Origin of the sequence: Prevotella scopos JCM 17725, from assembly GCF_018127785.1 — a bacterium.
Taxonomy (GTDB): domain Bacteria; phylum Bacteroidota; class Bacteroidia; order Bacteroidales; family Bacteroidaceae; genus Prevotella; species Prevotella scopos.
Genome location: NZ_CP072389.1, coordinates 1,163,349 through 1,187,219, shown reverse-complemented (window position 1 = coordinate 1,187,219; position 23,871 = coordinate 1,163,349). Strand labels below are relative to the sequence as shown.

Here is a 23,871-nt window from a genome sequence, read left to right as displayed (position 1 = left end):
GCCCGGGGACTTCGGATAACTTGTCCGGAAGTTTCGGACACTTTGTCCGAAAGCCTTGGGACAGGTATCCCATAAGCATTGAAGGAGTAACAGAAAAGGCTCCGAGCAGTCACAGAGATTGCTCAGAGCCTTTTTAAGGTTTAATCGACCAAGAATTTCTTTACGACAATACCCTTGTTTGTCACAACCTTCAAGATATAGTTACCAGCTACCTTTGGCATCTCAACCTCGTTAACCTCGCCTACTGTACGCTTCAGCAACAAACCCGAAGTAGTGTAGATGCTTACTTCACGTACGTTAATAGACTCTGATTCAGGTTGTAAGCGAAGTTTATTGGCCTCTGTCCAAATCTTCACACCTGCTACTAACGCATTGTTGTCAACTGTCTTGATGCCATTAGTTGAGTTGACAACCCGCACAATGCGATAGTAATTATCATAACCCGATGCAGCTTCATCGACCGAGCCTTTACCAAAGCCTTCCTTACATGTGAGTTGCATCAGATAAAGACCTGGAGCTATTTTGCCCTCCTTCGGTGTATAAGTCAGTTTGCCATTCGCCACATCATTTGCCTTTGCCGTCAGCCTTGTCAGTGTAATCAGCTCACCACCACGACCTGTAAACGTACGTAAGGCGACTTTGACAAGAGCATTCTTAAGGTCCTTAAGGGCTTTAACGGAATAAGAACCTGTCGCCGTCTCGCCCAAAACCAATTCTGTTGGGAAGTCGAAGGCTGTACATTCTAACTTCGTGTCGGGGTTCTTCTCTACGACGACTGTTGCTGGTTCGTAGGAAGATGCGATATCTACAAGACCAGACTGGCTCAGGTATTTAGTTCCCACCTTATAGGTGCCAGGCTCCAGTGGTAAATCCTTATAGAACTTCATGGTTTCCATTGCGCCCTTCTCTAGTTCCTTCGTTTCCTGCATGAAGACATACTCCTTGTCGGTTGTCGTGTTTTTGAAGTAAGACACAACACTTGCCATTCCGTCCTTACCATAGTTGCGGACGTCACAAGCCAGCACAATCTTCTTGCCCTGAAGGATAGGGTCCTGTCCCTTGGTCTCGGCATTCAGCCATCCCATCTCTGATACCTGACGCAACAATGGTTCGGTAACGGCTGGCAGCACTTCAACCTTCGTCGTGCCCACCTCACTGTCATCAAACATAATTTTGTCAAACTTCTCATGATAAAGCTGCACCTTATACTTACCTGCTGTAAGTTTCTCAGGAAGGGCAAATACCATCTGTAAGTCCTCTGTTGATTCATTATAAACATTGGCTGCGATGGTGTCGCTAAGGAATACCTTCTGCGGATTGTCGAGGGAGGTGAACTTAAAGATTAACTTGCTAAGGCTGAAATCCTTACCGAGGTTTTGTAATCTTACATTCACAAGCGCAGCACCATCTGCATAGAGGTCGCCATCAAAGTTGATTTTGGTCAGTAGTTTCACCTTTGGCAGTGGCTTATATTCCAGGTTACGGACAATCATACCCTTTTCAACCTTCACACTGCCATAAGCTGGGTAGCCGATAGGGTGACGGAGGATTGTCCATTGGCTGTGTCCTTCAGGGCGCACAGCAAAGCATACCTTATACTCGCCATCCTCAACACCCGTTGCGTCCAAAGGAATATCGCGCATTATGTAATACTTGAAGCCAGCCTTACCATCGTTATAACCCGTGAGCGAAAGCTTATCTTCTTTCAGATACTTTACAATCTCGTCATTCTTCATTAAGACAGCCGTTACATCTGTCTTCACAGGGTCAACGTCATAGTTCTCGATGTAGCAAGCCAGTGACATTGATTTTTTAATTGTCGTGTTATCATTAAACAACATCAAACTCAGTCGGGTTGGTGAGCTGATAGGGTAATACGTTTCATTCGTACTTGCCTCCGCAGGTTTGATGTTGATGATGATTTCCTGTTCTATATTGAAGCCGCTCTTGTCAGCCCCAATGCCGAGTTTGGCGGGATTCATGTGGTTAACCATGAAGTAACCATTGCTCTCGCCATGCCATCCCCAGTTGATATGAACAAAGTCCCTGCTGTCGTAACCATCACAAACAAAGGCATGACCGCCCTGTCCGTCTTCTGATGTAGCCGAATAGTAAACAGGTCTGCCAGCGTTGAGTTCGTTCTTTATCAGTGCTATCCATTCGCTTGTCGGACAATGTTCGCGCTTGACATAACGAATCGATTTGTCGTAACCGAAGAAGGTTCGCAAGGCATAAGGAACCATTGGTGAGTAGGCACCACTTCCCGTTGGACTATAATCCATATTGACAGAGATAGCTACATGGGCATTCAGGAGTGCCACTGCCTTAGCTTGTTCAGCAGTGTAGGTCATCGTAGAATAGTTCGGTAGCATCTTGTCCCACTCGTAGGTATCCTTGCTGAAATCAGCTGACAAGGTTAACTTTTTGTTCGTTTCTTTCCCGTTTATGTCAGAGATTGATGCGTTATAGGTGTGACTTCCCGTTCCGTGTACTGGCCACTTGTAGTAACGCATGATTTGAGCAGTAGCCGTAGCAACACAACCGACGTAGTAATGATGTGTCTCGGAATCTTCCGACCATGTTGGTCCATCATTATTATAAGGTTCGTCCTGTCCCCAGTTAATCTCTCCCAAGAGTGGCTTGACAACAGGTTGTGGCGTATCAGTTTCTGTCTCTTCAGGCGCATCATGTGCGGTGATAGCCCGAACACGTTTCGCATAAGCCTCCATCCAGAAGCGGAGGTTCTCTGGTGCATCCTTGAAAGAGAATGAACCTTTGTCAGAGTAAGCCAGGATGGTACCCACGGCGTCATCACCTGACACGATTACGAAACCCTTTCCTTTCTCATTGTTGTAGATGTAGAAAGGCTCCTGTCCACTCCTCCCTCTTGCTCCATGAGGTAATGACGTAATGGAAACCATGCGCATGACAGGTTTCTTAGTCCATTTTTTCATAAACTGTGTTGCTAGTCGCAGCGCCTCTGACTGCTGTATAGGTCGTGCATCGACCATGCAAAATGCTAACAACAACATTACTGATAGTAATAATCTTTTCATAGCGATATTATTATGTAAAGGATATATAGATTCAAAGAAGTACATTGTACTCGCCTTCATTCCTTCCCAAGCGTTGTAGGGGAATATGTCGGGCAGTAATCCCTATAGTAGTGATTTAAGTTAATACCTCTTTTCAGAGGTAAGCGCAAGGCTTTTATATGAATAAGAGATTTATAAACACTAGATTAGGTTTCGATTGCAAAGGTAGTTGTTTTTCTATAATGTATGCCAAATTGCGGGTTGTTTTTTTCTTAAATATATGTTAACCTGTGTGTTACATAGTATTCATAATTATGAATTACCCGCATTCTGTCAGCTGTAAGCAACTACGATGGCTTTTCCCTTTAGGTGAAATGGCTCTGTGATGAGGGCAGTATCGTGTTTGGCGAGGTATAGGTCATCAATCATACAGTCTTCAAGGGCAAAGACAAGTCTTGGGCGAGGGGTAGGGAAGTGGGTGTCTTGGAAGATGCCCGGCTCGACGGCTATTCCATGTCGCACGATGATATTGAAATCCACGGCGCCTTGTGTATTCACAGAATGAATGGTTTCATCACCCTCAAACTGATATAAGGCGTTGTGTGATAGTGGTATTTGCACGCTGTCTTTATATAAGGTGATGTCGCCTTCTAAAGGTAGGATGTAGCGTGTGAAGCCCGTGAAGTCGGAGAAGGCGCTCTCCGTACTGTCGATGATTGCTGATGACACGCGCAGGTCGAAATGGCGTGTAGAGAGGTCGCCGTTAGCAGGGGAGATAAAAATCTGTCGTGTGATACCACCTTTCCAAGTGGTTGTCTGATAGCTTTCTTTTCTGATTATTTCCATGTTATTTCTTTTTCTGATTGTTTTTTTGCCACTCGATTGTCACCCTTTTTGTAGGGGGTGGGGGGATGGGTAGCTAGGATAACTAGGATGCCTAGGTTAACTAGGATGCCTAGGATAACTAGACTAACTAGGCCAATAACCCTAAAACAAAAAAACCTTGGCTCATCGCCAAGGTTTCTGATTTCAGCGGTGCGTACGAAACTCGAACTTGTTTCTGTAACACTCTGTATCACAACTATTTTTATCACTCTCTTTCTTCTATGTAGCCAATTTGTAGCCTCAATAGAGTATTTTGAGAGTACTTAAATAATTTGCTCTCCTGACATCAGCTATGTCATTTCGGGTACAAAGGTACATAAAAAATGAACTACTGCCAAATATTTGAGTGAAAATCTTTTAGAAAAATTCTGGCTACAATTTCAGTGCACGGTGCAAGTCCTTATATATAAAAGGGACTTGCACCGTGCACTGATGGTCTATGCCGTAGAAAAGCAATTAAAATTGCAAATGGTATCATATTACCAACATTGGCAATCTAATATTCTAAAAAAAGGTTTATTTCTTTAGAACTTTGCACTTGGAAATCAATTAAATACACAAAATGGATAAGAAGATGATACCTCAAAAGGGAGAGGGACGCTTGTTTATCGTGCTTCCCACTCTTGAAACCATGCTGTCTTCTTGCGATAACAGCAAGATGCGAGCCCAAGGTGCCGGCATGGAGTATTCCAATTTTAGGAAACATTGTAAGATGCAGACGGATTTGAGAATTGAGACCTATACCAAATGTGCCTCCGCATTCGATATGGATGTGCTTCTTTTGCATCTTCCCAAAGGAATGATAGAATCTTTGGTGCATACCACTGAAGATAAAGACCATAGTTTCTTTACAATTGAAAAAGAAGATCTCATCTTTTTATTGAACAAGCTCTGTCATGTAGATCACAAAAGAATGATTCAGCATATCATATTTCTAGCCAACCGTATAGTAAAAAAACAAAATAATATGTCTGAATTTCGAGATATGATGGAAGCTATTGAGAAACTTATTAAAAAACTGATGCATAATGACAGAGAATAACATGCTTTCTGCCACTCTTTTGGAAGAGATACATTCCTTGAAAGAAAGTATAGATCGAATTGCAGGCTTCATTCTTGAACTGAAACAGAATTATGTTGTTTTGGAAGAAAAGATTGAACTGAACTCTTCTGATGTATTGCGCCTTCTCGGTATATCCAGAGCTTCACTGGCACGATGGAGAGACAGTCAGGTAATCCCTTATCGTTATGTTTCCTGCAATCATGTGGTCTATCCTTTCAAAGGATTATATATTGCAATCAAGACGGGACGTGCTTCCTTCAAAGGTTTTCGTAGAGTGGAAGCTCTTCAAAGGCTCAATGCTTACAAGGACGGTATCCTAAAAGGATATATGGGAGACTCACAAATTTCGTTTGAGGAGCTATGAACATTAAGGAAGAGATATTGGAACACACAAACAGGGGACTGGAAATTTTTTGTTTCTATATGCCGATTGATTTCGTTCCCAAACGGAATTTCCGGAATCCACTTTATAAGGACAAACGGGCATCCTGCAACATCTACCTTGATACAAAATCGCAATGCTACCGCATGAAGGATTTTGGGAACGAGGCATATTCGGGTGATTGCTTTTGGTTTGCAGCAACGATGCTTGGTCTCGATGTTCGATCGGATTTCAAGAAAGTCTTATTGACTATCATACAGGATTTAAATCTCAATATTACCATGGATTTTAAGACTGACGAGAATAGAAAAACAAAATCTCTCAAGGACATTCGTCTTGTTTCTTCAACATCAACCAATGCAAAAGAAGAACTTTCCGAAAAGAAAAAGATATTCAAGCTATACGAACAACCTTTCAGGGCAGACGAAATCGCCTATTGGCAACGTTATGGAATAACTGACAAGGTTTTACAAAAATATCATGTGAAGTCACTGTTCCGTTATGAGACAATTTCCAATCAAGGGAATCCTTTTAGTCTAACCTCTACTAAGAATGAACCTATCTTTTGTTATGTAATGGGCGATTTTGTCAAGATATACCGCCCAAACAGCAAGTTACGGTTCCTTTATGGAGGGGATAAATCGAAGGATTATATCTTTGGTTTTGAACAGTTACCAAGTAAAGGGGATATTTTATTTATCACTGGCGGAGAGAAAGATGTATTGTCATTATCTTCGCACCATTTTAATGCAATCTGTTTCAATAGTGAAACAGCCTCCATCCCTGAGCCTATTATCGAAAGCCTGCAACTAAGATTTCGACACATCATTCTGCTTTATGATACGGATGAAACCGGATTAAGAGAAGCAGAGAGGCAGGCCAAGCAGTTGGAACCATACCATGTATTTTGTCTGAGTCTTTCTTTGCAAGGAACAAAAACCGAAAAGGACATTTCTGATTTTTTTGCTTTGGGAAAGACGGCAAAGGATTTAACTTCTTTGTTAACAGACAAGCTGTCAAGTATATATACCCATACAATTATGATGCTACAATCATGTGAAATAGACTATGAGAATCCTCCTGATGCTTCAAAGTCCATCGTAGCAGTAAATGGTGTGCCGCTGGGTACGCAGGATAATCTGCTTTGTATTACAGGGGGCGAAGGAACTGGCAAAAGTAATTATGTGGCTGCCATTCTTACTGGGACATTAGGAACAGAACGGTTACCTGCCGAGAGGACATTGGGATTGGAAATTACGCCCAACCCTAACGGCTTGGCGGTATTACACTACGATACGGAACAGTCCGAGGCACAACTGCATAAAAACTTGGGTAAAACCTTACAACGCGCTTCACTGAAAAATGTGCCGAAGTTTTACCATTCCCTATATCTAGCCTCGCTCTCACGCAAGGACCGCTTGAAACTTATCCGTGAGAGTATGGATTTGTTTTACCACAAACATGGAGGTATTCATCTTGTGGTAATAGATGGTATAGCCGACTTAATACGTTCCGCCAACGATGAAACGGAAAGTATAGCCATTGTTGATGAACTCTACCGATTAGCAGGAATATACAATACTTGCATCATCTGTGTGCTTCATTTTGTGCCTAATGGTATAAAGCTACGTGGGCATATAGGATCGGAACTTCAACGCAAGGCGGCGGGCATTCTCTCCATAGAAAAGGACGACAATCCTGAATACTCGGTCGTAAAGGCATTGAAAGTCCGTGACGGAAGTCCGTTGGACGTACCGATGATGCTTTTCGGCTGGGATAAGGCTGAGGACATGCACGTCTATCGTGGCGAGAAGTCTAAAGAGGACAAGGAAAAGCGCAAGACTGATGAACTCATTGCCGTTGTCAAAGAAACCTTCCGAAATTCTTTCAAGCTCACTTACCAAGAACTTTGTGAGGTTCTGATGCGCAAAATGGAAATCAAGGACAGAACTGCAAAGAAATATATTGCCTATATGAAAGAGCAGCATATTTTGATACAAGATACAAGTGGGAATTATCAAAAAGGAGAATTATGCCATACTTAGATCAACAGCCAGAAAATGCATGGCAGAAACGCCTGTTTGATAAATTGAAGAATATGGAAGACAAGCTCGACCGTCTGCTTGTCCTACGGGAACAGGAAGTAGATACGACCATTCACCCTCCATTGAAACCCGAATACTTGGATATCATAGATGTCTCCAAAATTTTGAAGGTGGAACAAAAGACTATATACAACTGGGTTTGGGCAGGAAAAATTCCCTACCTTAAAGCCAATGGCAGGTTACTTTTCCTTCGGGAAGAGATAGATGAAATGGTACGGAAGCGAGAAGGGTGGTAGAAGTCAGTTCTATACAAGTATGTTGGAAATGCTCATTTTTTATTTCATTCTTTTTTTTCACTATGGTTGAAATATTATCCTGCAAGTCAACTATTAGTTTACTTTCGGGAAAATAATTCAACCAATCGACTGTAATTAGTAAAGTCTTTTGTACCTTTGCGGTTGGTTTTAATTACAGCAAGTAAACTATGAGTATACTAAAAGGAAAAAAAATAAACCAAATGCTTCAATCCGGGCAAAAGAACGGATTGCTGTTTGCGACATGGCTCGTAGAGCATGGCTATTCCAGGCAGTTGTTGAGCAGATATCGTTCTTCCGGTTGGTTATCCTCTCTATGTAAGGGAGTCATGTACCGCACAGGCGACACGCTGTCCGCTTTTGGTGCTTTGCAGTCCTTTAACGAACAAGTAGGAAAGAGTTTTCGTGTTGCAGCGCATTCTGCTTTGGAGCTTTGGGGTTTCAACCATTATGTTCCTATGGGCAAACCCCTGTTAATGGTATCAACGGCAAGTGATAAAATGCCACAATGGATGAAGCATGACGTTTTCGACCGTGAATTTAAGTTTTTCAAGACAGAGGTGTTTACCAGTGCACAGATAACAACTTTAACATACTTGGACTGGAGGCTGCTTATATCCTCCCCTGAGCAGGCCTTTATGGAATGTCTGTTGTTAACTCCACGCCAATATAACTATATGGATCTATTTTATATAATGGAACAGTTGACCACTCTGCGTCCGAATGTCGTCCAATCGTTATTGGAAACCACAAAACATTACAAAATGAAGAGGCTGTTTCTATATATGGCTGAGAAAGCGGGGCATTATTGGTATGAAGATTTAGACCTTACAAAAATAGATTTGGGGACACATAAACTCCAACTCGTCAAATCTGGTATATATATCAGCAAATATAAGATGATTATACCAAAAGAATTAAACGATTATGAATGATCAACAATATAAAAAACAGGTGGCATTGTTACTACGCATTCTGCCTTTGGTTTACAAGATAACGGACTTTGCTGTTCATGGAGGTACGGCTATTAACCTGTTCCACCAGAATATGCCGCGTTACTCGGTTGATATTGACCTTACCTATATTCCGATAGAGCCACGCACGGCGAGTTTGGAAAAGATAAATCAACATCTCGGAAAACTGAAAACAAGTATAGAACGTGCCATTCCCGGAATACATGTGGAACATAAATCCGAAGTATGGAAATTGCTGTGCACACATGATGGCGCTACGGTGAAAATAGAGGTAAATGGTACAAAACGGGGCATACTTGGAGAGGTTGAAATTATGGAACTCTGTCCGAAAGCGAAGGAAGAGTTTCAAGCCAGCTGTAAGGCACGTATAGTTCCTTATTCTCAACTTTATGGGGGGAAGATTACAGCTGCCCTCAGCCGCCAGCACCCACGTGACATGTTTGACTGCAAATACATGAAAGACCAAACGCTTGAAAGTGTAAAAGACGGGCTTATCTTATGCTTATTGGGAAGCGACAAGCCTATCGTAGAATCTCTGTCTCCTAATAGCATAAACCAAGAGGAGGCACTTGAAAACCAATTCAAGGGAATGTCAGATATTCCATTTACCTATACAGACTATGAGCAGGCTCGTGAATCCATTATTAAAAAGGTAAATGACTGCCTTACAAATACAGACAAGGATTTCCTCGTTTCCTTTGAGGATGGAACACCACTGTGGAATAAATGTTGTGCAGGTGATTTAAGCCTATATCCATCTGTACAATGGAAATTACTGAATATAGGTAAACTCAAGAAGCAGACTCCCGATAAGCACAAAGAGGGAATAGATAAGCTAAAAGGTTATTTGCTGATATAGTGATAAAAGTCAGACATTCAATACGGATGTCTGACTTTTAACCCCTCGGCATATGTTTAGTGCCTCCATTTGGGTCTGAAACTCTGCAAACGGCTATTCTCTTCTTTATCTTGGATAGGATTATTCTCATTTTTCATCTCGACAGAATAATTATTGTTGGGTAAATTCTCTTCTTGCTCCTTTTCTTCCGTTTCATCTTTTTCCTCATCAGGTGGAGCAAGTGTAAGTGCAATCTTTCTGTCCAGCTCCGCAGCTTCACTTTTAAGTGAGCGAAGCTCGTCCTCTTTCTTCCACGAGCTGTTTGCAATAGTAATGTAAACATCCTTATTGGCTGTTACCTTCTCCATTTCCTTCTCATGCGACTCTATCACCTTTGGAATACGCTCCAAGGCGTTAACGAAGTTTTGGCAGGCAAGTTTCGGGTCAGTTGCCAACTTACCGTTATTATAGGTATAGTAAATACTCTCCTGTCCTTTCACAAAGAAGCGATTCACTGAACAGTCGAATAAGTCCTTGGAAGTGCTCTCTGTCTTGACCATAATGGAAAAACCGTATATCTCACCGATTTTGTTGTACTCTCCTTTGGTGCGTGCCTTCTCGTCTATCTCCTGCAGACGTGCAGCAATGATCTTGATGTCAGTGCTGTCTTCCACACCTTTGATTGTCAGTTTATTGACGGGCAGTCCCTCCGTATCACGTTCTACACGCTGCTCAAATAGAGCCAGGTCTGACTGTGCCTCCTTTATTTTGTCTGTATGAAAGGACACGGAACTGTCAATCTCTGCCAACTTGCCCGTTGCGGCATCACGCTCACGAAGGAAGTTCTTGCGCTCTGATTCCAAGGTGGTAATCTTCTTATTCAATCTTGCTTTTTCCAAAAGGTCGGTATTACCTGAAAGAACGGCCACGTACTCTGAAAAGTTCATGCCGCTGTCCTCGTCCATCGAACCCTCATCAATGGTACGACTACCAAGCGTATTGGTCTTCAACTGATTGATAAACAATTGCTTGTTATGCAGCAGATTGAACTTGTAGCTGTCCAGTGACCGCTCTACGGCATAGATAATCACATCAACCTTGTTGTCCGCAAACTCCTTGGCGATAAGGTTTCCCTTGCGCACAGCTCGTCCGTTACGCTGCTCTAAGTCCGAAGGTCGCCAAGGCGTGTCCAAATGATGGACCGCAACGGCACGTTGTTGAGCATTCACCCCAGTACCCAACATAGAGGTAGAACCGAAGATAATGCGAATGTCACCACGGTTCATGGCATCTACCATCGCCTTCTTTGCCTTCTCGTTCTTGCACTCCTGAATGAAGCGTATCTCGTAGGACGGGATGTGATAGTCTTCTACCAGCTTACGCTTAATTTCCGAATAGACATTAAAGTCTCCACCGGGCTTATAAGTACCTAAATCAGAGAAAACGAACTGCGTACCTTTCTGTGCGTCGAACTTTTGGTAATAGTCATTGAGCATCTTGGCACAATGGCTTGCCTTGTTGTCTATATGGTCTGAGTACCCTTTTTCATCAATCATGCGTAAATCAAGGCTCATCTTCCTCGCGTAGTCTGTTGCAATCAGCATCTTTGCCCTTTCCTCGCTCTCACTCAGAGGTGCTCGTCCCAAGATTGTGGCATCGCCACTCTTAGCAAACTCCATCAGCTTGCCGATAAAAACCTCCTGCTCGGGTGTTGGCGGTATATTGTGTAGTATCTCATTCTTCTCTGGTCTGTCGATACCGATGTCTTTGGCGGTACGAAAATCGCAAATCTCCGCATAAAAGTAATGGGGGTGAATGTAATCGACTGATTACTAATAAAAAGCAGAATATATAATCTGATAAGGTGAACGACTAAGAAACGAGCGAGTTTCTTTCCCTTTCTTTATTCTGCAAAGTCTCAAAGAACTCTCTGTTTGATGTTGCAAAGATAGCGATATAATTCATATAAGCAAAGTATTTACGTTGTTTTTTCAATGAAAATCAACCTTAGACATTTCTAATTCTATAAAATCGCCATTTTAAGGTATTGCATATATCTATGAACAATGGTAATTTTGCAAAATGATAATCAAAAGAATTCTTTTAATCTTCATCATTCTACTTCTGCTGTTTCCCACTGCTAATGCTACTATTTTGAATTTAGTTGTGGGTGATACTATATACCCTACTCGAAAACATGTTTCTTCATTACATAAAACGATAGAACTCGATGAAGTTCAAGTTATTGGACAGCGGAAATTGTTTTCCATAAGAAAAGACACCACGTTTATCAATACTGATTGCCTTCGAGTAAGGAAAGGTGCTAACTTGGAAGACTTAATCAGGAATATTCCGGGCATGGAATACGACAAGGCGAACAGGCAACTATCATTCAAAGGAAAGCCATTGAACGGCGTAAACATCAATGGCGAGACCTTTATGGGCAACGACATTATCGCAGCGTTGGAGAATATGCCAACCGATGCAGTGGAACTACTGAAACTGTATGACATGCTCAGCGCATTGGAGAAAATGACGGGAGTAGATGATGGTGCCGACAATTATGTGCTGGACATCAAGACCAAATCTACCTACAATGGCAGCCTGACAGGAACACTAACGGCTGAACACGGCAATCGCGACAGACGCAGGGATGAGGTACAGGGCAATCTATTCAATGCCGATGGCGAAAACACCTCGCTGACTTTGCGCTCTGACAATCTTAGTAATATGAACATTGGGGGAAACAATTTCCAAAACATATTGTCGGGCAATATCGTGAAGAAATTTGGTAAGAAAATTACGCTCAATGCAAGCCTCTCACTCAATGCCTTCCACAATGGAAGCGAGAATCATGACTATGATGAGCAATATCTTTCATCGGGAACAAAATATCGGGAATCAATGCTGCTTTCCTTGAGCAAGAATCACAGTAATGCCGCAAACATAAATCTGCAGTATAACATAGACAAAAAGACTTTGCTGAATATAAGTGCAAATGGAAACTTCGGACGGTCAGACAACCTGACTGACAACACAACATACCTATATGAGCGCAATACGGCTGCGGACACGCTGACCTCGGGAACGCTGCGAAATAACACAAAAAGCAATGGAAAGAATTACCATGTATCTGCCGACCTCACACGGCGGATTGGCAAGGCTGGGGCATCATTTACCGTGAAGGCGACACTTGGCGGTAACTCGAATGAAACTAATAATACCAGCCTTTCACTGACGAAATTCCACCACCTGCGCAACGCTGTGGGCGGAGATTCACTACTGTTGCGCAATCTTTGCCAACAACTGCCCACCCTGCGCAACGAAAGCAGAATATCATTGCAATATACCCATCCTTTTGGCAAACAGTTGAAATTGCAGACAGGGTACGGACTGCATCACGAAGAGGATAGAAACACAAGCAACACTTACGACTATACTATACCGAATAGACCATACATAGATAGCCTAAGTTATGAGAACACACTATCTATATGTGGGCAGGAACTCACCCTGAGAATGGATTATAAGGGTAAGCAATGGAAGATAAACAGTGGCATTGATGTAGAATGGCAACGCAGGAATATCTGCCGGCAACACAATTCGGAAACAGTGGACTATACAGTCAAGGCTACGGAATACAAGCCCAAGTTCGGCGCAAAGTGGAACAACGGAAAAATAGAAGTTGAACTGCGTTATAACGGAAACACACAACAGCCTTCCATACAGGCTTTGCTGACACTTGATGACAAGAGCAACCCGCTGTCCGTGAAGATAGGCAATCCGCAGTTGAAGCCAGCCTATCAACAACAACTGTCCATCAGATTAAATGAGAGAAAATATGGTATTACCTTTATGGGCAATTACCACAACTCGTTCAATGATTTTGCAGAGGAAGTAACGTATGACTCAAATACTGGCGCACGGACATACAGAACTGTCAATATCAACGGAAATTATTCTGTGGACGGGATGCTGCAATGGCAGAAACAAGTGAAGCGTCTGATGCTCTCTGGTACTATGAGAACTTCTTTTAAAAACCACGTCTATCTCTTTCACGAACAAACGTACGGTAATGCTTTGAAGAGCAAGACACATACAACGGGTAATGAGGTTAGCCTACGATTGAACTACCAGCCGAAATGGGGGAATATTGACCTACACGCCAGTTGGCAACTCTACCGTTCCAACAACTTACTGACAAACACCCATGTAAATACCATTGACTACGACTGTGGCATCAGCGGCACAGTAGAACTTCCCCACGACATTGAAATATGGGGCGATGCAAATTGTCATCTGCGCCGAGGAACCTATTCAACCACAGATGATGACCAGTGGCTATTGAACGTGGGAGCATCGTGGCGTTTTCTCAGGAAGAAACAAGCCACGCTCTCATTCAAATGGAACGACATTCTGAATAGGCGAAGGGACCTCAACCGTTCCGTTTCAGGTTACGGGTATCACGAGAGTTTCCGACCGCAGATACATAGTTATGCCCTCGTATCGCTGCGATACCGTTTTAGCCTTACCAAAAGTAAAACAGATAAAAATTCTCACAAACAGCAAAATCCTAATAAATAAGGATTGCAAAAATAAAAATAAAATCATAAGAAATAGGTATTGTGAAATCCAAACAAGGCTCCTACCTTTGCAACTCAAAACAATTAATTTATTATCGAAAATGAAAATAGTAAAGAATTTAACATTACCAGTATTGGTATTCCTTGTGATGGGACTTGCCTCATGTAGCAGTGATGATAATACAGTTCATTACAGCACAAACTCCCTTAAAAATACAGAATTGATGACTGTGTTGAAATCGAAAGGTTATCAGTTCGACAAAGACGGTAAGTTGGAACTCAACGATTTGGCCAACAATACCACATCGCTTGACCTTAGCGGTACAAACCTGAAGGATCTCAGCGGTCTTGATATTCTTCCAAACCTAAAAGATGTAAAACTCTCCAATAACGGGTATGGACCTGTTTTCGACTTCGCTCAGCTGCCAGCACAAATTACCGGTGTAGATTTGACGGGCAACGACATTTATGACTTTGAAGGACTGGTGAATGTAAAGACGGAAGAGAATGGTGATGAAACCGTAACACAGTTGCACAAAATCACAAAATTGTACTTGCCACAGACAGCAAAGTTCAACATCAAAGACCTTGTGCGTTTCTATCGAGAGAAGAAGGCAGAGATTGAGTCTGGAAGTATAGACGTGAAGATGGAAACAGCAAAAGGCGACTTGCAGAAATACAATACCATTCGCGAGATACCTGATGAGAATATAAGGGCTAATTTCAAAAAATATTTTTCCAGCATCTTTGATGAAGACGGTATTCATATTGACATCAGCAAGCGGTTAAGCAACAAAGATAGGTCGAATGCCTGTGTATTTAATAAGTGGTATGGAGTAGCCACTGCTGAAACACTGGAAGGGGTACAATATATTGTGAACAATCCTTATTGGGACGGCAAACTTCTTACTGTAAACCTGACAAACAAAGCGAAACTCCCATACCTGAGACCCTGTAGCGGTCTCATGACCTTGTCATTGACAGACGTGGATGCCTCTGAAGGCATCAATCTTGAGGATGCTACAAACATGACAGGTCTCCTATGGGTAAAGGTTAGCGGTATTAGCGAAATAGATTTAAGCCATAGTACCCTGTTTGGTCAGAGAGCGATTGAGCAGGAACAGGATGGTCCCGGTGGTTCCTCACTTGTTTTTGTAGAATGCCCGGATTTGAAAAAGATAGCTTTACCGGAAAAAAGCGGATTGCGATCTTATATGATAACATTTGCGAATATGAAGAGTTTAGAACAGGTAGATTTGTCCAAATTTAAGATGATATCCAATTTGGAACTTGGTGGTTTATCTGCGAATTGTCGTGTTACCTATCCGGAATTGACGGAATTTCATACCTACGATAAAAAAACCTCTTTTGCGTGTACGCAAGACGTGTTTGACAGACAGGAAACAAAAGACTTTATCAAGAAGTATCTCAAGGTCTTGACCAGTGGTGGTGGCTACATAGATGGAGTTGAATGGTCATCACTAATTAATAATTAACAAAACATAAAAAAGATGAAACATTTATTTATTTCTACCGTATTGACGGTAATCAGCATTTTAGGATTTGCAGTAAATTCTAATGCGCAGACAGGTACTTACAATGGTACGTTGAGTAACATTACTATGAATGGGAAATCATACAATGATGCTACAAATCAGAGCTTTACATTGACAAGCACTGGTGGTAACCTGTATGATTTGAGAGGTACAGTGGGACCTATTGGCAAGATGCCAGGAACAATCAAAGTAGAACTTAAAGTTTCTATCAACAACGGAGTTGTTACAGCAACGACCCCCATAGGCGGTTATGCCGGTAAATTGATGTTGTTGGATGGTGGATTACCCATTAAAATTAAATTATCCAGTTTTACAGGCTCTCTTGTAAATAATGAACTCCATTTCGTTCTTGACACATACGCAGGTTGGCAATTTGTTCCTGTCTTCCCTGCTTCTGTTACTTTTGACGGTACGCTACAACCATAACAAGGCGACATGCGATTCATAACAGTAAAATGTATCCTTTGCCTCTTGGCAGTGTTCTCATTGGGTTTATCTTCCTGTAACAGTGATGACAATTTGGAACAAAAAGCCCCCGCTCAGGAATACCTAAAAGAGGCAAAGGATATTTTGTCAGGAGATATTGTCCTTTCCACAAAAGCGACAATGAACACGGTCGATAAGACCCTCCTGCCCCAAGGATGTCCTACTAAATTTAATTTCAATTGGGAGAAGGACAGTCTTCGTCTGACGCTCGATGGCTTTACCGTAGGCAAGATGCCATTGATTGTGTATTTCTCATGCAAATGTAAGTTTATGCAACTCAACTCTTGGGAAAAAGACGAATATAAAGGGGATGGCTGGATAAAGTTTAAGGGTAAGGACGGTAGCGTTACGGGAAATCCTAAAGATGATTCCGGAGTACAGCAAGGAAGTGGCGCAGGTGTAGAAGGCTATCTGAATGTGAAAACAAACCAGATTACATTCATAGTTGATTACAACATGATGAACGTACGTTCCGAGTGTTTCTTGCAGACCATCGACAAGAACCGTATCAACAATTACGAAGCCGAGTTTGCCCAATACGAGAAGGACTTGGCAGCCTATAAGAAGGAACACGGATTGTAATACGTTACAAATATGACAATAAAGGAAGTGAGGGGCTGTGAGTGCTTTCACTTCCTTTTTCAATAATAAAAAGAAACGATGCAGAAGAAAGGATTCTTATTCTTACTCCTTTGCCTGCTTTTGGCGATAAGCGCACAGGCACAGCGCAGGGTAAGGATAACCATACTTGAGAAAGATACGCAGCAACCTTTGGTAGGGGCTACTGTGCAATATGCCACGAGCAAAGAGATGTTGGATGTTAAGAATACCATTACCGACATTGAAGGCAAGGTGATATTAAGTATAGAAAAGGGAAAGGAACTATACTATAATGTCCATGCAACGGGCTTCGTCCCCGTAAAAGGAAGTGTGCCGCCACAGGAAAACAACATAAAGATTGTTATGCGCGAAGACGTGCTGCACCTGAACGATGTCGTTGTAACAGGTTCACGAACAGAGCGCCCCGTAAAACTTTCGCCCATTACCACACAGGTATTGGGCGGAAAGGCACTCGTTGATGCAGGGTACAGCGACCTACAACATGCCCTGCAACAAGAGACACCAGGACTCAACATTCAGAAAGTGGGTTTCGGCAACGAAATCTCGATGCAGGGACTCGACGCGCGCCACGTTCTCTTTCTGCAAGACGGTGAACGAATGACGGGCGATATGGCAGGCAACCTCGACTACGAACGCTTTAATCTGCACGCCATCGACCGTGTGGAGATTGTAAAGGGTGCCAGCAGTACTCTGTATGGCAGTCGTGCTTCGGGTGCGGTCATCAATCTTATTTCTAAAAAAGCGACCAAACCATTGGATATTCAGGCAGGTATGCGCTGGGCACAGATGAACGAGCGCAACTACAAGACACCGTCTCCAAAAGATTTTCTATATATGTTTGAGAAGAACAGCGACCGCCCTAACCTGCAAGCATGGCTTTCGGCAGGAGTGAAGCACAAGGCTTTCACCTCACAAACCGACGTATGGTATAGTGAGAGCGATGCCTTTTATCTGTATCAGGCGGAGAACGACAGCAAGACCTACACAAAGGAGGCTAACCCATTCCTCCCTCACGACATCACGCTAAACGGCACTGCCGTCCGTTCACCAATGGGTATTGAGGGAACGGAGCATATCTCGGCAGCGCAGAAGTTCTATTACGAGCCTAACAGAAACCTGTCGGTACAGGTGTATGGTTCGATGTTCTTCATGAACTCATACGACCTGATACAAGACATGACCTTCTCGCAGAGTCGCGACTTCATGGCAGGCGTTAAGGCGAAATATAATGTAAAAGACTGGTTTACCGTAAACCTTAGCATACACAACGATTTCTACGACCGTTTCAAACGGCACGAGCGTATCGATGAACGCAAGAAGGTGTACAAGAGTAAAATATTCGAGCCACGTCTCACACTGACAAGTACCTACTTTAGCGGACACAGCATCATACTTGGAGTGGAACATACTTCGGATGAACTCACCAGCGACCGATTTGTAAACCGTAAGATGACCACTCGGGCACTGCACGAGACGGAATACTTCCTGCAAGATGAATGGACGGCAAACAAGCATTGGATGCTGTCGACAGGCGTGCGCACTAACTTCTCGAAGGCGTTCGGATTTATGTATATGCCAAAGATTGCAGTTAAATATTCGCCTGATGAGCATTGGGCAATACGTGCCAACTACTCCATGGGCTATCGTGCGCCCAGCATCAAGGAACTGTTCTTCAACTGGGATCATCTCGGAATGTTCCAGATAAGGGGTAGCGAAGACCTGAAGCCAGAGAAGAACCATTATTTCTCTTTGGGAGCAGAATACACCCATAATGGTTTCTTCATGAATGTAAATGCTTACATTAATAAGTTCCGTAACAAGATAGAGGGCGTATGGCATATTTACGATATGCAGTACAACTTCGAATACACCAATCTCAGCAGTCAGCGTCTGTACGGAATCGAGGCTATCCTGAAGTGGCATTTCCTCGACCACTTTACCCTGAACGGAACTTACAGCTATGTAAACGTGAGCAAGCAGGATGGCATACAAGTGAATACCACGTCGCCACATGCTGCCACGGCAAGCATCGACTATGTATATAACAAGCCTAACTACCGCTTGAAAACCATCTTCAGTGCATCGCTCATGGGCGAGAAAAACTTTGATGTGCAAGATCGTGTGTGGGTGGAAGAACATCATAAGAGCTACGATGCCTATTTCCGCTGCACGCTGCCTACCTATGCACTCTGTAACTTGGCAGTGGTGCAGACATTCTACAACAAAGTGAAAGTTACGCTCGGAGTAGATAACATCTTCAACTATGTGCCCCACACCTTGGGGTCGGGCATCACTATGTTCAATGTTCCTGCCACCAGCGGTGCAAAGGGATATGTGCAAGTGGAGTTTCTTGTTGATGACATTGTAAAATCATTAAAAAGAAAGAAATGAGAAAATACATATTCATACTTTTCGCTTTAACGACAGCATTGTCCTCGTGCGTGAGTTACGATGCGGAGGAGTTTACGGGCAAAACGCTGCCAAGAGTTACGGGATACACCACTGGCATTACCAACGATTGGCTGTACATCAATTTGCGCACAGGAAAAATATTCAACCTTGACAAGCCCAATGGCGACATTAAAGAGGGCGAACAGCGGGAACGTACCGACTGGGACATTGCCTTTTGCGGCTACCGTATGCGAACGAATAGCGGAACATCGGGTAATGGAAAAGGCGGAGCCGCCGACTTAGGATACGGCAGTTACGACACTTGGAAAACGGTGGCGCAATTGCCAACCAATTTACAATGGGTGGTGGATGACCATTCGGTATATATCACCATGTCGCAAAACGACTGGAACAAGTATCTCATCGCCAATAAACTCGACTTTGAACAGAATCCTTGGTTCGATCCCAATCGCGGTCCTGCATCGACACAGACAGATGCTAACCCCATATTGGCAAAAGCGATGACCTTCACAGGTCCGCCACCTGTATATGCACCCTCGTTCCATACATACGTGGTACGCACTGCCGACGGAGAGCGATATTTCAAATTACAGATCATCAGTTGGTACAAAGCCGATGTCGAAATAGGCGACACGGGCGGACAGATGAGCTATTATTGTGATGAACTCCGGTAGGTTTTAGGAAGTGTATTACCAATCAACGAAAAGTGCATTATGAAACTCAAAAAAGTGCATTATGAAACTTCAAAAAGTGCATTATCAATCAGACAGGAGTTAATGAGCAATCCCGAGAAAGTCAATAGGCAACAGAAAAATAGCTAATGAACATCCTTCAAAAAGCTCACGACCAATTTTGAAAAAGCTAATTACCAATCTGAGAAAAGCTAATGAGCTTTTTGCACTATCTTCTTATCTGTTGGCAAATAACAGATTGACTAAAACGAAAGAAAAGAATGAAAAATAAACAAAAATACTATCCAAGGCAAACTCTTATAGCCTTTCTGTTAGTTCTCTTCGCCATGCCATTGGGACACGCACTGATGATACTCATGGAAAAATTCATGGGCGAGGGAGCCATGCACATCGCTGGTTTTATGATGGGCTTTGTAGGTTTAATCCTTGTCATTATCGGCGTGTTCGTAAAGGGAGATACTCGGCAGACATTGTGGGGTTTCATCGGTGGACTGCTTTTTTGGACAGGCTGGGTGGAGTTTCTTTTTCTCTATTATGCCCGTCGCTATGGTGTTCAGCCCGAGATTGAAAACGGAGAGATAGTAACCAAGCCCGAATACCTTATCATGCCCGCATCGTTCGGATTATGGATGATGGTGATGACGATGTATGTGTTCAGCACCCGCAACGGTTGCGACTTCATCACATGGATTCAGAAAGTCGTTTTCCGCACAAAGCGTAAGGTGATAGCCGCCCAGCACATGACACGCCACACCAGCATCGTAACCTTTATGGAGCTCAATATGATGCTCTGGGGGCTTTACCTGTTGCTGATGTTCTGTTACGACAAGCGTTTCCTCGGCGACCACCATCCCGTTACGTTCCTCGTAGGAGTGGGGTGCCTCATAGGCTCGTTCTTTATATTGCGTCGCCAACTGCGTCTTGCCTCATGGGGTGCAAACATCCGCATGGCAATCGCAACGGTTGTCGTGTTCTGGGTACCTGTGGAAGTGCTTGGTCGCCTTGACTTTTTCAAGGAGATTTGGATTGAGCCGGAGAAGTATACTACCCAGATGATTTGCATCCTCGTGGCATTCGTGGCATTGCTCGTCTATATCATGTTTGCAGCTCACAAGAAGAAAAGCCATGAGTAACAAGAAACTATATTGGTGGAAATCCATCGTGTCGATGGGCGTGATATTGGGAAGCATGCCCATGGTTCACTTGGTGGCACGAGTATTGAAGGACAACTACGACGGCACGCAACTGTTGGGTGCTGGCATGGCTGTGGGATTCGTGGGCTTGGTGATGGTGGTGGTCGGTGTTTTCGTCAAGGGACAGACTCGCCAAACCTTGCTCGGACTTATCGGTGGCATGTTCTACTGGACGGGTTGGGTGGATTTCCTCTTCATGTATTATGCCCATCGTTGGGGCACACATGCTGAGATTGACCCAGTGACAGGAGAAGTGTTGAGCCGCCCTGAATATCTTCTGCTCCCTGCCACCTTTGGCTTGTGGGCAATGGTGATGTTGCTCTACATCTTCTGTTCCCGAAATGCCTGCAACTTCCTCAACTGGTGGCAGACGCTCTTCTTGGGGAAGAACAAGCGACTCATCGCCGCTCGCCCGATGACACGCCACACCAGCATTGTTACCTTCATGGAAATCAACACAATGCTCTGGACTTGCTATCTCCTGCTGATGAACCTCTACGATCCTCAATTGTTTGGTCGTGAGAGTCCAGTCACCTTCGGTGTAGCCTTCGGTGCCTTGCTTTCCGCCCCATACGTATTTCGCAAGCAACTCCACTTGCAATCGTGGGGAGCAAACATCAGAATGGGTACGGCAACGGTCATCGTGTTCTGGATAGCGGTAGAGGCATTTAATCGCACGGGCATCATCGGGAAGCTCATTGCACATCCGAGCGAATATCCTTGGCATTGGGTGGTAATGGTGATAGAACTTTGTTTCTTGGCAGGAAAGATTGTCAAGGATGCAAGGGCGAAGAAAGAAAAGAAATAAGATAGATAATCAGATAAGGAAATCAATGAAGAAAGGAACTTGGAGAAAACAACATAAATGGCTTGGTATCGGCTTGAGCTTCTTCATGCTGATGTTCTGCGTGTCAGGCATCCTGCTCAATCATCGTTCACTCATCAAGGAGGTGAACGTGAGCAGGAAGTACCTGCCAAGTCGTTATGAGTTTCGGAATTGGAATGGTGGATTGCTACGAGGCACGCTTGACATTGGCAAGGATTTAATGGTAGATTCCATGAGGAATGTGGATTCTTGTCGCCAACTGTTGCTTTATGGCAATGGTGGCATCTGGCTTACCGACTCCAAGGATTTCAATGAGGGGTTGCCAGAAGGTGCAGACTATCGTCAAATCAAAAATGTCATAAGGCTTGATAATGGAAGGATATTTGCTGTCTCACCTTTCGGGGCTTTATCGCTATGGAGTGCATAACAAATGGCATGAGGTGAATATGTCACTGGAGGATGAGGAGAAATTTACGGACATCGCTTCGCATGGCGACACCCTTGTAGTGCTCAGTCGTTCCTTTGTCTATACCTCGCTTCCTCCTTATACACAGATACAATCCTCAAACCCATGGAGGGACAATTGGAGAAGTTGAGGCTATTATTTCTCAAACTAACCATAAGTCATGGAATAATGTTCCAGAGAGCTACAGGCAATCACAGGCATCCTATGCTTATTATAGCCTTACTAAAGCCATTCCAAAGTTGTCCAAGCCCCAAATTGATAATTATATTTATAGATTAAATGATGCGTTTATAGGGACTGCGACTTTCAGTTTTGAAAATAATATGGTGAATTTTATATTTAATTTGCAAGAAGTTATTGTACCTGCATCAAAATAATCTTGTAAGTGTATGGAACAAAATAAAATATTGTTTATTATAGGTATAATGACTATGTTCTCTTGCCATTCTATTCATAAAACAATGGAATCTGGCAATGGGCAACTTAGCAATTCAGAAATTATCCAATTATTAACTGATGACAGTGTAAAGTATTGGATAGGTGTTAATTTTGGTTCTTCTTTTAAATTTGCCAGAGAAGGCTTAAGATTCAATTCTTATAATAAGAAAGGAGATGAAGAATTTACTTCCCAACAGGACATTTTATTCCCTAAAGTGTTTGATGTTGATGGCATGCGAGTTTTTATTTATTGGAAACTTCCACATCCTGTGGAAAAGCTCTATCCATATGTTGATTACAAAATACGGAAAATTTCAAAAGATACGTTAGTTATAGGGGATTATACAGACTTTGTGTTTGTTAATGGTCATGGTAATGCCCCAAATCGGGAATTGTCAAAATAAAAAAATAATAAATGTGGGGTAATACTCCAAATCGGGAGTTATTGAAATAATTATCTGATTATCAATGTACTTTCCAAAAGATAAAGTATTAGGGCAGAGTGGAAAAATCGTTGAAACTGGTCCTATGTAATCGTTCAAAGTGACCCTTTTGTATCATCCAAAGAGGGATTGGACATTCGCGGTACGATACGAGTATGGGTGTTATGATTTATCAGCATTCATTCTTCTCTACTCCCAAAGGATTTTGTCAGTTGTACTGCTTGCTGTTGTAGTCTGATGAGAATTTGGGAATAGGTTTCGAGTTTGCCGAGCAGTTGTTGAGCAGTGGCAACAGAATGATAAGTATTGAGGACTTTCACGACTTCGTTGTACAGAACTCCTATCTTATGAGCCAAGGCAACGATTTCTGAGAGTTTCTCCAAGTAAGGTTCTTTTGCAGGGTCTTGGGTGATGACCTTAAAAGATTCACCAAGAAGCCTTGCTCGGACAAAGTCGCTCTTTGTCTTTGCTCCCGACTTGCGATAGAGTCTGATAAGTTTCTGCTGGTCTTCGGAATTAGGTATTCTGATGTGCCATCTGTCCCATCGTGGGCAGGTGGCACATCTGCCGTCTGGCTTCTTTTGTTTTTGCTTCTTCATTGCTTTCTAATCACGACTTT

Annotated in this window: 21 protein-coding genes; 17 read left to right on the top strand and 4 right to left on the bottom strand. The window is 43.0% G+C overall.

Translation table 11 applies throughout. From position 1 onward, the window contains the following. Positions 1 to 140: 140 nt before the first annotated feature. Positions 141 to 3,056, bottom strand: coding sequence for a C10 family peptidase (locus J4856_RS04605; protein WP_159430557.1), 2,916 nt, complete (start codon positions 3,054 to 3,056; stop codon positions 141 to 143). A 312-nt stretch (positions 3,057 to 3,368) separates the two neighbouring features. Next, positions 3,369 to 3,881, bottom strand: coding sequence for a HutD/Ves family protein (locus tag J4856_RS04600; protein ID WP_025836991.1), 513 nt, complete (start codon positions 3,879 to 3,881; stop codon positions 3,369 to 3,371). 601 nt (positions 3,882 to 4,482) lie between these two features. Between J4856_RS04600 and J4856_RS04595 the strand changes: the two genes are divergently transcribed. From J4856_RS04595 to J4856_RS04570, 6 genes are all read left to right on the top strand, one after another. After that, a complete protein-coding gene (locus tag J4856_RS04595; protein WP_006045148.1) occupies positions 4,483 to 4,962 on the top strand; it encodes a hypothetical protein in 480 nt (159 codons plus the stop codon). Continuing rightward, entirely contained in the window at positions 4,949 to 5,347 is a 399-nt protein-coding gene (locus J4856_RS04590; RefSeq protein ID WP_006045147.1) for a hypothetical protein, read from the top strand. The genes J4856_RS04595 and J4856_RS04590 overlap by 14 nt, the downstream gene beginning before the upstream one ends. Next, entirely contained in the window at positions 5,344 to 7,410 is a 2,067-nt protein-coding gene (locus J4856_RS04585) for a bifunctional DNA primase/helicase (protein WP_025836989.1), read from the top strand. Before J4856_RS04590 ends, J4856_RS04585 begins: the two co-directional genes overlap by 4 nt. Continuing rightward, positions 7,398 to 7,706: a helix-turn-helix domain-containing protein gene (locus tag J4856_RS04580; RefSeq protein ID WP_025836988.1), complete on the top strand. Its 309-nt coding sequence runs from the start codon at positions 7,398 to 7,400 to the stop codon at positions 7,704 to 7,706. The genes J4856_RS04585 and J4856_RS04580 overlap by 13 nt, the downstream gene beginning before the upstream one ends. Positions 7,707 to 7,894: 188 nt before the next feature. Beyond that, positions 7,895 to 8,659: a type IV toxin-antitoxin system AbiEi family antitoxin domain-containing protein gene (locus J4856_RS04575; protein ID WP_025836986.1), complete on the top strand. Its 765-nt coding sequence runs from the start codon at positions 7,895 to 7,897 to the stop codon at positions 8,657 to 8,659. Next, positions 8,652 to 9,557: a nucleotidyl transferase AbiEii/AbiGii toxin family protein gene (locus J4856_RS04570; RefSeq protein WP_025836984.1), complete on the top strand. Its 906-nt coding sequence runs from the start codon at positions 8,652 to 8,654 to the stop codon at positions 9,555 to 9,557. Before J4856_RS04575 ends, J4856_RS04570 begins: the two co-directional genes overlap by 8 nt. Before the next feature lie 56 nt (positions 9,558 to 9,613). Here J4856_RS04570 and J4856_RS04565 read toward each other — a convergent pair whose 3' ends face one another. After that, positions 9,614 to 11,215: a helicase C-terminal domain-containing protein gene (locus J4856_RS04565; RefSeq protein WP_025836982.1), complete on the bottom strand. Its 1,602-nt coding sequence runs from the start codon at positions 11,213 to 11,215 to the stop codon at positions 9,614 to 9,616. A gap of 403 nt (positions 11,216 to 11,618) precedes the next feature. On the opposite strand from J4856_RS04565, the gene J4856_RS04560 reads away from it, so the two are divergent. From J4856_RS04560 to J4856_RS04515, 11 genes are all read left to right on the top strand, one after another. After that, complete coding sequence (locus tag J4856_RS04560) at positions 11,619 to 14,120, top strand: outer membrane beta-barrel protein (protein WP_008822855.1); 2,502 nt, start codon at positions 11,619 to 11,621, stop codon at positions 14,118 to 14,120. A 100-nt stretch (positions 14,121 to 14,220) separates the two neighbouring features. Beyond that, positions 14,221 to 15,615 carry a leucine-rich repeat domain-containing protein gene (locus tag J4856_RS04555; protein ID WP_020967129.1) on the top strand — a complete coding sequence of 465 codons (1,395 nt, stop codon included), beginning with the start codon at positions 14,221 to 14,223 and terminating at the stop codon, positions 15,613 to 15,615. Between the two features lie 15 nt (positions 15,616 to 15,630). Then, complete coding sequence (locus tag J4856_RS04550) at positions 15,631 to 16,101, top strand: hypothetical protein (protein WP_008822857.1); 471 nt, start codon at positions 15,631 to 15,633, stop codon at positions 16,099 to 16,101. 9 nt (positions 16,102 to 16,110) lie between these two features. Then, positions 16,111 to 16,743 (top strand): DUF4903 domain-containing protein, encoded by a 633-nt coding sequence (locus tag J4856_RS04545; RefSeq protein ID WP_009228512.1) that lies wholly within the window; start codon positions 16,111 to 16,113, stop codon positions 16,741 to 16,743. A 78-nt stretch (positions 16,744 to 16,821) separates the two neighbouring features. Further along, positions 16,822 to 19,173, top strand: a complete 2,352-nt coding sequence (locus J4856_RS04540; protein WP_008822859.1) for a TonB-dependent receptor — start codon at positions 16,822 to 16,824, stop codon at positions 19,171 to 19,173. Continuing rightward, entirely contained in the window at positions 19,170 to 19,868 is a 699-nt protein-coding gene (locus tag J4856_RS04535; protein WP_008822860.1) for an HmuY family protein, read from the top strand. Before J4856_RS04540 ends, J4856_RS04535 begins: the two co-directional genes overlap by 4 nt. A 278-nt stretch (positions 19,869 to 20,146) precedes the next feature. Next, positions 20,147 to 21,019 (top strand): hypothetical protein, encoded by an 873-nt coding sequence (locus tag J4856_RS04530; RefSeq protein ID WP_025001302.1) that lies wholly within the window; start codon positions 20,147 to 20,149, stop codon positions 21,017 to 21,019. Continuing rightward, entirely contained in the window at positions 21,012 to 21,887 is an 876-nt protein-coding gene (locus J4856_RS04525; RefSeq protein ID WP_008822862.1) for a hypothetical protein, read from the top strand. The genes J4856_RS04530 and J4856_RS04525 overlap by 8 nt, the downstream gene beginning before the upstream one ends. A 25-nt stretch (positions 21,888 to 21,912) precedes the next feature. Then, positions 21,913 to 22,332 carry a hypothetical protein gene (locus J4856_RS04520; RefSeq protein ID WP_025836971.1) on the top strand — a complete coding sequence of 140 codons (420 nt, stop codon included), beginning with the start codon at positions 21,913 to 21,915 and terminating at the stop codon, positions 22,330 to 22,332. Beyond that, the gene (locus J4856_RS13150; protein ID WP_234967185.1) at positions 22,277 to 22,501 is read left to right on the top strand and encodes a hypothetical protein; all 225 of its coding nucleotides are present in this window, start codon (positions 22,277 to 22,279) and stop codon (positions 22,499 to 22,501) included. Before J4856_RS04520 ends, J4856_RS13150 begins: the two co-directional genes overlap by 56 nt. Before the next feature lie 259 nt (positions 22,502 to 22,760). Continuing rightward, positions 22,761 to 23,213 (top strand): hypothetical protein, encoded by a 453-nt coding sequence (locus tag J4856_RS04515; protein ID WP_008822864.1) that lies wholly within the window; start codon positions 22,761 to 22,763, stop codon positions 23,211 to 23,213. 218 nt (positions 23,214 to 23,431) lie between these two features. Here the strand turns inward: J4856_RS04515 and J4856_RS04510 are convergent, their stop codons facing one another. After that, positions 23,432 to 23,851, bottom strand: a complete 420-nt coding sequence (locus J4856_RS04510; protein ID WP_004359027.1) for a plasmid mobilization protein — start codon at positions 23,849 to 23,851, stop codon at positions 23,432 to 23,434. Positions 23,852 to 23,871: the final 20 nt, after the last annotated feature.